Raw genomic sequence first — 9,854 nt, 5'->3', positions numbered from 1 at the left:
CAGCAACCAGGAACGCACAGCAGCACTTGCACCATGGCTCGAGCACTACAACAATGAACGACGCCATAGCGCACTCGGAGGCAAACCACCCATCAGCCGACTGCTACCAACCTGACGGCCGGGTACAGCTAGGCGCCGTTGCCCCGGCGCTTCGGCCGAAGGAGCAGAACGGCCGTTCCCAGCGCAGCAGTGAGGATGCCCAGTACTGCGGCGAGCCAGAGCTGACCTGGGACGGGCGAGTCGAAAAGTGTGGGAATGCTCAGGATGAGAGCTGCTGCTGCCAGCGACATTGCGAGCAATAAGCTGATGAATACCCGGTTAGATTTCTTGTGCATCAATGAACCTTTCCTGAGCCAGTGGACTTCATTGCTTCCACCTGGCCGGTGGTGGCTGTCCGGCCACCCTAGACGCCGGAGGTGCAGACCTCAAACGATCCTGTTTTCGGTCTGTCCGTTTTGGGATGGCATCGTTTAAGGGAGGGGCTCGTCAGTCTTGTATCGGTACTCGTGCCGGAGACCCTTAACCATTCTTTCTCCGAGGTAAATGGTGACCCCGGCCCCGGCAGTGCATGCGACGGCGCCGATGATGCTCCACCCCGTGGGGTCGCGCAGCAGCAGGATGCCAATACCAGTGAGCAGTATCGCCAGGGCCCAGGGCCGGCGCCGCCACCAGCTGGTTCCACGCCGCACAGTTGGATGATTCCTCGGGTCCATGCGGCTGGATTAAACACTAGGACGCAGTGGCGGAACAGCGTGCGCAACGGAAGCGTGCCGCGGGCCCGCCGGTTAGCTGCAATACTCCACAGATGGCCGTTTCCTTCGCTTGCACTACCCGGACCACCACGCCCAAGACCGAGCTGTTCGACCGTGCGCGGAGCATAGATGCCCATAAGGACTCGATGGCCCGGTCCCGCGAAGAGGCGGTCGCGGGTGTGACTACGGGCCTCATATCCCTGGGCAAGGACGTCACCTGGCGGGCCTGGCACTTCGGCGTCCCGTTCAGGATGACGAGCCGCATCACCGGCATGGAAGCCCCCGACTACTTCGTCGATGAGCAGGTCAATGGACCGTTCAAGCGGTTCCGGCATGAGCACGAATTCAAAGAGGATTCGGCTGGCACGGTCATGATCGACCGCATCGAATTTGAAGCTCCCTTCGGCCCGCTTGGCCGGTTGGTGGAGAAACTGGTGCTGGCGCGTTACCTGCGGAACCTCATAGAAACCCGGAACAGGTTCCTCGTCATGGACTCAGCTCAAGGCCCAACTCCGGACCCATAGGTGCGGGCTGATCCCGATTCCGATGTTCATTGATGGACTCCTCTGGACACGGGCGGTGCGGAACGATCTGCGGTCTTTGAAGTTTGCAACTTCATGGAGACAACCTAACCGCTCAGATTTGAGTCGTCATTACCTAGAACAGCGGCCAGGGCACAGCAGGCATCCCGCCACTCGGACCCGGGAACACCGCCGTCGTGCGCAGCCGGGCACAGCGCGAGGCAAGCGCCTCGACCTCCTCGGCGGTCAGCAGCTCCGCCAGCTTTTCGCCGAGATCGCCATCCAGCCCAGCAAGAACGCGATCAATGCCCGCGAGCTCCTCACTGCTCAAAGACTCGCCAATCCAGCCCCACAACACCGTCCGCAGTTTGTGCTCGGCGTGGAGCGTGACCCCGTGGTCCACGCCGTACCGGTGCCCGCCGGGCATCGCCAGGACATGGTTGCCTTTGCGGTCGGCGTTGTTGACGACGACGTCGAACACCGCCATCCGCCGCAGCGCCGCCGTGTCTTCATGAATGAGTGCGACGATCTGCCCGGCCTGGTCCTCACCCTCGAGCACGAGCTTGAACCCTGACTCCGGCACCTCACCAAGTGGCACCAGATCCACCGCGTCCTGCTCCGGATCGGCGTCCTGCCAAAGCTGGACCATGCCCTCGCCGAGGGGGCCGTTCCGCAGCCAGGTGCGCGGGACGATGTTCCAGCCCAGCGCTTCGGAGACCAGGTAGGCCGCGGCTTCGCGGTACGCCAGGCACCCGTCGGGGAAGTCCCACAGCGGTTTCTCGCCCGCTATGGGTTTGTACACAACCGCCGCGTCGCCGATGCTGCCCAGGAACGTGGCGTTGGACGCCGTCGTAATCCGCCCGGTGAGGGTCAGCTCATCGGTGAGCAGGTCCGGCTCCGGCATTAGTTTTCGGGGAGGGCGCAGATGTGGCCGTCGTCGTCGATCGGCTGACCGCAGATCACGCAGATCGGACGCCCGGCGCCCACCACTTCCCGGGTGCGCTTCGCGAAGGCGCGGGCGGTGCCCACGGGCATCCGCACCCGCAGCACCTCGGCGGCATCGGCGTCGTCCTCGTCCTCGACGAGTCCGTCGTCATCCTCATCAACTTCTTCGATGGGGTAGGCCTCAATGACGACCTGCGCCGTTGTCGGGTCCCAGCCCAGGCTCATCACGCCCGCACGGAACTGTTCCTCCACCTCATCCAGATCGTCATTGTCCACGAGCTCCAGGGGAGTGTTCGCGGGAACGTGGAAGGGGTTGCCGTCGACGGTCATGAGCTGGTCGAGGATCTCGTCGATCTTCTCCGCAAGCTGGTCCGCCTGCAGCTTTTCCATGGCAATGCTGATGAGCTGCTTGCCCGCCCGCGCCTGCAGGTAGAACGTGCGCTGACCGGGGACGCCGACGGTGCCGACTACTACGCGGTCCGGCCAGTCGAAATCGTGAACGGTTGTAGGCATAGGACTACTCTAGGCTCCTTGGGCGGGCGGCGCTGCGTGTCCCGCACCACCGCCAACCGGTGCATCGTCCTGCCCGTGGACAGCTGCCAGCCACGAAAGGTCCCCGGTGTCGGTATTGGTGGCATGGACAGTGGGACGCCCCGGGCCGTAACGCACGATCGACAGCGAGGCCGGCCCGACGTCGATGCGCTGGAACATGTCCAGGTGCATGCCGAGCGCGTCCGCGAGGACCGACTTGATGATGTCCCCGTGACTCACCGCAGCCCACACTGCTCCCGGACCGTGCTCGGCTTCGAACGCCGCATCGTGGCGGCGGATCGCAGCAACCGAGCGGGCCTGCATCGCAGCCATGGACTCACCGCCGGGAAAGGTGACGGCCGACGGCTGCGACTGCACCACCTTCCACAGGTCCTCCTTCGCGAGGTCGGCCAGCGTCTGGCCCTGCCACTGGCCGTAGTCGCATTCGGTGAGATCGGCCTCGATCGGCGCGTGGGGAGTGCCCTTCTGGCTATCGAGGATGAACTGCGCGGTTTGCCTGCAACGCTCGAGCGGGCTGGACACGACGCCCACCAGGGGTACGACGGCGAGCCGCTCACCCGTGGCGGCGGCCTGGGCGCGGCCCGTGTCGTCGAGGCTTACCCCGGGGGTCCGTCCGGCCAGCAGCCCGGAGGCATTCGCTGTGGTGCGGCCGTGCCGCACGAGGATTACTGTTGCCATCCACCCAGCCTAGTTCCCTGTAGCCGGCAGCCAGCAGATGTACCTTCCGAGCCGGGTTTCGTACGAAATCCTCCGACGGCGTCTGGACGGGACAGTTGAGCCGGTGAAGGAAGCGGCCGCACAGTCTCTGGCTCCAGTGCCGCAGGCTGATTAGGGTGGGCGCATGGCAGCACAACTCACCCGCCTCCTGACGGCGTCCACCGTGGTTTTGCTGATCGCGCTGCTGGTGCTGATGATCGCCGACGGGCTAACTCCGGCGAGCCTTGAGCGGTGGACCAACCCGGTTGCCTGGGGTTTGGCCGTGCTGATTCTGGTTCGTGTGGCAACCCGTGCCGGAGCCTGGCGTAAGGGGATTGCCGGTCCGCTTGCCGGGTCAGCGTCCGTTCAATCGCGGTTGTTCGGCTTCAGCCCGGGAAGTTCAACGATTGAGCAGCCAACCGCTCCGGCCTACACGATCTCCGACGTGGAAGACGAGGAGAATTCCCGGCGCATTCGGGACGGTGAATCCGGTTAGAAGGATGCCGGTGCTGGCAGCGGCTTGTATCCCGGGAGTGACAGGCCGTCGTGGGGTGTCCGATTCGTCTCGCCTAGAGTGTCATCGCCTATAGGCGCCGGTACTCCGTCGCGTACACATTCTGCGTGAGGGCAGCGAACAGCTCTGTGATGTAGATGGCGGTATCCGCATATTGTGCAATCAGGTCCGCACCGCTTCCAAGCGCGGCCCGGACAGGATCCAATGCTGGAGAAGTTGGGCCGGCGGACGCAGCGCGCAACAGGCCAAGCCGTGCTTCCCCGGAGATATAGCCGAGTTCGAATAACGTCCAGTGGAACAGGTGCATCAGGGCGGAATCACGGTCGAAGCCGTCATGGGTACGCATGCCCCATGCTTCCTCCGGCGTCAGTTCGAAATCCTGGTGCAGCGCCAGACCGAAGTCGGTGTAAAGCAGCCTGCCGTCCTGGACAAGGATGTTGCCGGGATGCACGTCAAAATGCTGAAATCCCTGACCGTTCATCCATGCAGTGGCTTCCAGGAGCTGGTCCACGATGCCGGGAAAAACCTCGGCCCCGAATCCCTCTTTCAAGCTTCGGCGGATCAAGTCGCCCAAGGTAACGGGCACGTACTCAAGGAAGAGCGCCATGGTCTTGCGTGCGGCCTTCATGGCGGAGAGTTTGCCCTGGACTTCAGGCCAGTGGGGTCCCCACTGGCGGGGAGGGGTATCGCCGTCGAACTCGCTGAGGTCTGCCTCGCTTTTTACATCCAGGACCCGCCAACCGAGCAGGAGCGGAAAGAAGTCCGCCAGACCCGATTGAACCCACCGGGTGGTGACCTGATGTGCTGCAAGTTCCCGCCCGACTGCGTTGGCAGGGGTTCCTATTCCGTAGTGGGAAACGAAGGGAAGCCGGAGACGGCTGGCGGTGGAGCATGGATCTGCTTCTTCAGCGCTTGTCAGCGGCAGCTGTTTGATGAAGACTGTGGTTTCGCCCAAGCGCGCAGTCTTCGTGGTTCCCCCTATGCCTACGCCTACCTGATCAGCATTTTCGATAAGCGTACGCACACCGGCATCATCCATCCCTGAGAGAGTCGAAGAGATGGCGTTGGCCGCACGTACTCGTACCGTCATCCTTACACCCTAAAGCGGAGGGTGCGTGACCTGCTGAGTCCGGCCGGTACGCCTTGGTTTGAGCCCGGTTCGGTGGCGGGCTTCCGCCCTTAACCCCAGATACGTGCCGGCGATGATGAGGGCAGCGCCGACGAAGCCCAGCAGGGCAAGCGATTCCTGGCCGATGGTGATTCCAATGAGGACAGCCCAGATGGGTTCGGTTCCCATCAGCAGGCTCGCCCGGGATCCTGATGTCTGCTGGATGGCCCAGGTCTGGACGAGGAACGCGAAGACACTGCACACCAGTCCGAGGTAGAGCACGCCAATCCATTCAGCTGCGCCGAAGCCGTCCACGGTCCGGAGCACGCCCGGGTAATCGGCGGCGGTGTAGAGGAAAGCGCAGACCGCGCCCTGAATCAGCGTCAGATTCAGAGCGCTAAAGCTGCGGCCCCGCGTAAGCGCGGACACCGCCGTGACATGAATGGAGCGCACGGCAGCTGCGGCAAGCACGAGCAGGTCCCCGGCCCCGGGCGCCGCGAATCCGTCTGCTGAGACGAGCAAACAGACACCCACGACGGCGATGACACCGGCGACGAAAACCATCCGCGGCAGCTTCACCCGGAAGGCAATGCTCTCGGTAACGGGCGTGAACACAACGACCAGGCTGATGATCAGTCCGGCGTTCGTAGCGCTCGTGCCCGCAATTCCGTGGGTTTCAAGGATGAGCACGGCCGCTTGGGTTAAACCCAGTACGACGCCGGTGACCGCCTCCCGGCGCGACGTCCGGCGGCGGTGCCAGAGCAGCCAGATCACCGCCAGCGCCACAGCGGTGATGAGGAAGCGCAGGGACAGGATGGCGGTCACGCTGACCGTGCCTGTAAGGGTCTTCGCCGCGAGATAACTGCTGCCCCAGACAACAGCGACGAGGAGGAGCAGCAGGTCCACTCTGCGCGCGGAAAGACGCGAGGCGACCCGGCGTCGTCGTTCATTGCGGAGGGCGGCTGCTGGATTCAGTATCGAGGAGGGCACTCCTCGAGTTTGATCAGAGGAGATTCGTAAGACTAGAGGCCAAAACCTGAAATGCCGGTTTAGTCTTTCTTATGGATCTTTATCAGCTCCGGCTTCTTCGGGAACTTGGCGAGCGGGGCAGTCTTGCCGCCGTCGCCCGTGCCTCACATGTCTCGCCGTCGGCAGTCTCCCAGCAGCTCACCGCCCTGCAGCGCCGCATTGAAGTCCCGCTCACCGAACGGCGGGGGCGGAACCTGGTCCTAACGGACGCCGGCCGGGCGCTGGCCCGGGCGGCGGTGGACATCAGCGTTGCCATGAGTTCCGCGGAGCAGGCCGTGGCCCGGTACCTGCAGGATCCCCGGGCGACGGTCAGTATTTCCGCTTTCAACAGTGTGGGCCTCACCTGGTTCCGCCCGCTGCTTTCGGCGCTGGCAGGTGAGGGGAGCCCGCGGCTGGTCTGCTCCGACAGGGACGTGGGACAGGAGAGTTTCCCCGTACTCGCTGCCGACTATGACCTGGTGATTGCGCACCGCCTCGAGCACAGCAAACCCTGGCCGGAATCAATGACCGTTCTTCCGCTGGTGCGCGAGCCGCTGGATGTCGCCATGTCGGAGAAGCACCGGCTGGCACAGAGACCGGGCGTCACTGTGAGGGACCTCGCCGGGGAGGAGTGGGTGTCCGTCCAGGACGGATTCCCGCTGATGCCTGCTCTGCAGGCTATTGCCGTTCACGCGGGGCAGCCCCTGAACATCACGCATCAGATCAATGAGTTCTTTATCGCGGCCGAAATCGTTGCCGCCGGCGACGCCGTGGCGCTGATGCCGCGGCACACTGCGGCACCGCGGCCGCGAAGCGGACTGGTTCTCAAACCGATCCGCGACCTGCCGCTTGCCAGGCATGTGGACCTTCTCTGCAGGCCGGAAGCGCTCCACCGGACTGCTGTGCAGCAGGTCGTCACAGCGCTCCTGGAGATTGTGGCTGCGCCCTGACCCCGGGACCAACCGCCTTCAAACTTTTTCCACAGGGTTCACCCGACGTCACTTTGGGCAGCCACCGTAAAACTCCCGCATGACGGCCGGGTCGCCAGCCTTTGCCGGAGCGATCACGCTGGCCTCAAAGTCCTGCGGGTTGGCATGGTTCTCCTGGATTGCCGGCAGCTGCACGTACCTGGACAGATACGCCATGCCGCTTTCCTGTCCCTGAGCGTCATTTCCGTCCACGGCCTGCAGATATGAACCCATCCAGGCACACAACCAGGTTTCGGCCACCGTTACGTCCTGGTTGCCGTCCAGGATTACAGGCATTTCGATCGAGGGGTTCTCTTCCGGATTCGAGTAATCGACGGAATCGAACGTCCAATCAGCACCCTGGGGCAGAGGCTCCGGAAACTCCTCAATGGCTTCCACCAACGCCTGGTCCATGCAATCCGGCTTGATGGACTGCATTGTTCCGCTGGGGTCCGGCTGGAAGATTTCACCGCCGGGGCAAGGGCGGGGCTCCCACGGGGTTGGTGCTGGGTTGGCTTTCACCTCCGCAACGGCCTGGGCTTCATTGATCTCAGCGTCCGTCGCCCCGCAGCCCGTCAGCAGCGCGCCCAGCAGAAATGCGGCCGCAGCGCCCGCAATTCGTTTCCCCATGTGTTCTTATCCCCCGTTTGTCAGTTAGTCAGACCCTAGACGGCGGCGGGCAGCTTGAACAGGCCCAGTTTCAGCGCGGTGTGCAGGTTGACTGGGGCATATGCCTATCCTTGCCAGTCGCCAGATCCATGCCTGCTCAGAATTCGCTTCTCGAGCGGGCCTGAGATTATGGGCTGGTGGAATCTGACCCGGTACACCCAGTTGATCAGGACGCGGCCATCCGAATGTGGCAGGACTACTCCGCCGCGCACCCGGAGGCTGTGGCCGCATGCCCGGACTACACCGTGGAGCATTTCGGGGATACACGGCGGCTCGCTGACGAGCTCCTCGCCCACGTGCTCAGCGGGAGGAACGCGCGACGTCGGAACTCGTCGCGGACTTCCAGGCCAGTGGTCTGAAGCCGACGAAATAGTCTTCGAACGGTTCAGGTCGTCTGGCCGCCTCAGTACGCAGATGAGGTGAGTGAGGACTGCTGACGGGCACAGTGCCCGCCGCCGCGCGCACTAAGCGCACTAAGAGGCCGAAGCCACGCCCAGCGTCTTGCTAAAGAGGAGGTAGTCGCCCTCCCGGCCCGCGGCGTCGTAACCCGTAACTTCGTAGAGCAGGCGGGCAGGATTGGTTCCGTGGACGCCAAGCTTGACGGCGCCGGCGCCGCCGAGACTTGCCTGCTGTTCGAACTCTTCCAGGAGGACCCGGCCGAGCCCCTGGCGGCGGTGGCTGGCGAGGACCTGGATGGAAACCAGGGTGGCGGCGTCGCCGCCGGGCAGCCACATCGCGAACCCGAGCGGCTGCCCGTCCGCGTCCACGCAGAAAACCGTATGGGGAAGGCAGCTGATCCAGAGTTCAAGGTTGCGGTCCAGCGCAGCCAGCCAGCCCGGAAGGGCCTCCGGCTCGATGGTCTCCATGTACCCGCGCTCCTGGCGGAAAATAAAGGGCAGGTCTCCCACCTCGGCGGGTCGAAGGCGTGCTGGATCGGTCATGGCAACGAGCATCTCACGGCGCACGTCTAGGGACGGCATATCCGGCGGCCAGTAGAACTTCCTCTTGTTCTGTGGTCGACTGAATTTGCGGCCCGGGCGTAAAGACGTTCGCGAAGCCCACCCCTCGGACCGCCGGTTTGGCAAACTCGGCTCGATCCGAAGGAGACGACCATGTGTCGTTGGCTAGCGTATTCAGGTTCCCCCGTCCGCTTGGATGACCTTCTCTATAAACCTGTGAACTCACTGGTCATGCAAAGCAAACACGCCCGCATGGGCGCGGAGACCACCAACGGGGACGGCTTTGGCATCGGCTGGTACGGCACGGAACCGACTCCCGGCCTGTTCCACAGCACGGAGCCCGCCTGGCATGACCGCAACCTGCGCGAGCTGGGACGGCAGGCATCGGCCAGCCGCGTCTTCGCGCACATCCGCGCCACAACAGGTACGGCCATCCAGCAGACAAACTGCCATCCGTTCCGGCACGGCAAATGGCTCTGGATGCATAACGGGGCGCTCGCGGACTTCCCGAAGGTCAAACGCGATATGGCCATAACGGTGGATCCGGGGCTGTATCCGGAGATCGAAGGATCAACGGACTCCGAGATGTTCTTCTACCTCGCACTGACCTTTGGGCTCGAGGAAGACCCCCGCACAGCGGTCGCCGAGGCCGTGGGATTCATCGAGGATGCAGGACGGCGCCGCGGCGTCGAGCATCCCGTCCAGATGACAGTCGCAACCACCGACGGCGACACCACCTGGGCGTTCCGCTACTCCAGCCAAGGCAAGTCGCGGTCCCTCTTCACCAGCAGGGACATAACGCCCCTTCAGGCCCTGTATCCGGAGAACGTGCTGCTGAATAAACTCTCGGACGACTCCCGGCTGGTGGTCTCCGAACCATTGGGCGATCTGCACGGGGCATGGCAGGAGGTGCCGGAATCCACGTGCGTCGTTGTCCACGGAGGCGAGCAGCAACAGTATTCGTTTGCGCCTGCGGCCCGTTGAAGCACGTTGAAGGAGTGCCCCACGGCGGTGTGAACCGGGGCGGGCGGCTGTCAGTCAGGTGCGCTCAGGGGAGGGCCTGCGTTCGGCACGATCCCGGATACCCGGCAGCATCCGCCCGCCGCGGATCTATTGACAATCAATCGATCGAATATCGATCATGAGGCATGGAAAAACTCCC

At 63.7% G+C, this 9,854-nt stretch carries 14 protein-coding genes; 5 read left to right on the top strand and 9 right to left on the bottom strand.

The window, feature by feature from the left end:
* Positions 1-115: integrase core domain-containing protein (locus FYJ28_RS16035; protein WP_154579921.1), on the top strand; the 115-nt coding region annotated here is incomplete at its 5' end.
* 13 nt (positions 116-128) lie between these two features.
* On the opposite strand, the gene FYJ28_RS16030 is transcribed toward FYJ28_RS16035, so the two are convergent.
* Together FYJ28_RS16030 and FYJ28_RS16025 are read right to left on the bottom strand one after the other, a co-directional pair.
* Positions 129-335: a hypothetical protein gene (locus tag FYJ28_RS16030; protein WP_154580029.1), complete on the bottom strand. Its 207-nt coding sequence runs from the start codon at positions 333-335 to the stop codon at positions 129-131.
* A gap of 135 nt (positions 336-470) precedes the next feature.
* Entirely contained in the window at positions 471-713 is a 243-nt protein-coding gene (locus FYJ28_RS16025) for a hypothetical protein (RefSeq protein WP_195840710.1), read from the bottom strand.
* A 92-nt stretch (positions 714-805) separates the two neighbouring features.
* Here FYJ28_RS16025 and FYJ28_RS16020 point away from each other — a divergent pair, with 92 nt between their 5' ends.
* Complete coding sequence (locus FYJ28_RS16020) at positions 806-1,276, top strand: SRPBCC family protein (protein ID WP_154580027.1); 471 nt, start codon at positions 806-808, stop codon at positions 1,274-1,276.
* 133 nt (positions 1,277-1,409) lie between these two features.
* On the opposite strand, the gene FYJ28_RS16015 is transcribed toward FYJ28_RS16020, so the two are convergent.
* From FYJ28_RS16015 to FYJ28_RS16005, 3 genes are read right to left on the bottom strand one after another with little or no spacing between them, the layout of a single operon-like run.
* Positions 1,410-2,177, bottom strand: coding sequence for an SCO1664 family protein (locus tag FYJ28_RS16015; protein WP_154580026.1), 768 nt, complete (start codon positions 2,175-2,177; stop codon positions 1,410-1,412).
* Positions 2,177-2,731, bottom strand: a complete 555-nt coding sequence (locus FYJ28_RS16010) for a DUF3090 family protein (RefSeq protein ID WP_055240668.1) — start codon at positions 2,729-2,731, stop codon at positions 2,177-2,179. The genes FYJ28_RS16015 and FYJ28_RS16010 overlap by 1 nt, the downstream gene beginning before the upstream one ends.
* 9 nt (positions 2,732-2,740) lie before the next feature.
* Positions 2,741-3,448 (bottom strand): histidine phosphatase family protein, encoded by a 708-nt coding sequence (locus tag FYJ28_RS16005; RefSeq protein WP_154580025.1) that lies wholly within the window; start codon positions 3,446-3,448, stop codon positions 2,741-2,743.
* A gap of 163 nt (positions 3,449-3,611) precedes the next feature.
* On the opposite strand from FYJ28_RS16005, the gene FYJ28_RS16000 reads away from it, so the two are divergent.
* Entirely contained in the window at positions 3,612-3,962 is a 351-nt protein-coding gene (locus tag FYJ28_RS16000) for a hypothetical protein (protein ID WP_154580024.1), read from the top strand.
* 88 nt (positions 3,963-4,050) lie between these two features.
* Here FYJ28_RS16000 and FYJ28_RS15995 read toward each other — a convergent pair whose 3' ends face one another.
* The gene (locus FYJ28_RS15995; protein WP_195840709.1) at positions 4,051-4,935 is read right to left on the bottom strand and encodes a hypothetical protein; all 885 of its coding nucleotides are present in this window, start codon (positions 4,933-4,935) and stop codon (positions 4,051-4,053) included.
* A 144-nt stretch (positions 4,936-5,079) separates the two neighbouring features.
* The gene (locus FYJ28_RS15990; RefSeq protein WP_326831775.1) at positions 5,080-6,078 is read right to left on the bottom strand and encodes a DMT family transporter; all 999 of its coding nucleotides are present in this window, start codon (positions 6,076-6,078) and stop codon (positions 5,080-5,082) included.
* A 71-nt stretch (positions 6,079-6,149) separates the two neighbouring features.
* On the opposite strand from FYJ28_RS15990, the gene FYJ28_RS15985 reads away from it, so the two are divergent.
* The gene (locus FYJ28_RS15985; protein WP_154580022.1) at positions 6,150-7,046 is read left to right on the top strand and encodes a LysR family transcriptional regulator; all 897 of its coding nucleotides are present in this window, start codon (positions 6,150-6,152) and stop codon (positions 7,044-7,046) included.
* A gap of 48 nt (positions 7,047-7,094) precedes the next feature.
* On the opposite strand, the gene FYJ28_RS15980 is transcribed toward FYJ28_RS15985, so the two are convergent.
* Entirely contained in the window at positions 7,095-7,694 is a 600-nt protein-coding gene (locus tag FYJ28_RS15980) for a hypothetical protein (RefSeq protein WP_154580021.1), read from the bottom strand.
* Positions 7,695-8,206: 512 nt separating this feature from the next.
* Positions 8,207-8,674 (bottom strand): GNAT family N-acetyltransferase, encoded by a 468-nt coding sequence (locus FYJ28_RS15975; RefSeq protein ID WP_195840708.1) that lies wholly within the window; start codon positions 8,672-8,674, stop codon positions 8,207-8,209.
* Positions 8,675-8,845: 171 nt separating this feature from the next.
* Here FYJ28_RS15975 and FYJ28_RS15970 point away from each other — a divergent pair, with 171 nt between their 5' ends.
* Entirely contained in the window at positions 8,846-9,676 is an 831-nt protein-coding gene (locus FYJ28_RS15970) for a class II glutamine amidotransferase (protein WP_154580019.1), read from the top strand.
* Positions 9,677-9,854: the final 178 nt, after the last annotated feature.

Source organism: Arthrobacter sp. BL-252-APC-1A (assembly GCF_009696625.1).
Taxonomy (GTDB): Bacteria; Actinomycetota; Actinomycetes; order Actinomycetales; family Micrococcaceae; genus Arthrobacter_B.
This window is presented reverse-complemented; position numbering and strand designations above follow the sequence as displayed.

Coding starts and splice junctions, on each gene's coding strand:
- FYJ28_RS16030 (WP_154580029.1), bottom strand. CDS start 335: ATGCACAAGAAATCTAACCGGGTATTCATCAGCTTATTGCTCGCAATG.
- FYJ28_RS16025 (WP_195840710.1), bottom strand. CDS start 713: ATGGACCCGAGGAATCATCCAACTGTGCGGCGTGGAACCAGCTGGTGG.
- FYJ28_RS16020 (WP_154580027.1), top strand. CDS start 806: ATGGCCGTTTCCTTCGCTTGCACTACCCGGACCACCACGCCCAAGACC.
- FYJ28_RS16015 (WP_154580026.1), bottom strand. CDS start 2,177: ATGCCGGAGCCGGACCTGCTCACCGATGAGCTGACCCTCACCGGGCGG.
- FYJ28_RS16010 (WP_055240668.1), bottom strand. CDS start 2,731: ATGCCTACAACCGTTCACGATTTCGACTGGCCGGACCGCGTAGTAGTC.
- FYJ28_RS16005 (WP_154580025.1), bottom strand. CDS start 3,448: ATGGCAACAGTAATCCTCGTGCGGCACGGCCGCACCACAGCGAATGCC.
- FYJ28_RS16000 (WP_154580024.1), top strand. CDS start 3,612: ATGGCAGCACAACTCACCCGCCTCCTGACGGCGTCCACCGTGGTTTTG.
- FYJ28_RS15985 (WP_154580022.1), top strand. CDS start 6,150: ATGGATCTTTATCAGCTCCGGCTTCTTCGGGAACTTGGCGAGCGGGGC.
- FYJ28_RS15980 (WP_154580021.1), bottom strand. CDS start 7,694: ATGGGGAAACGAATTGCGGGCGCTGCGGCCGCATTTCTGCTGGGCGCG.
- FYJ28_RS15975 (WP_195840708.1), bottom strand. CDS start 8,674: ATGACCGATCCAGCACGCCTTCGACCCGCCGAGGTGGGAGACCTGCCC.
- FYJ28_RS15970 (WP_154580019.1), top strand. CDS start 8,846: ATGTGTCGTTGGCTAGCGTATTCAGGTTCCCCCGTCCGCTTGGATGAC.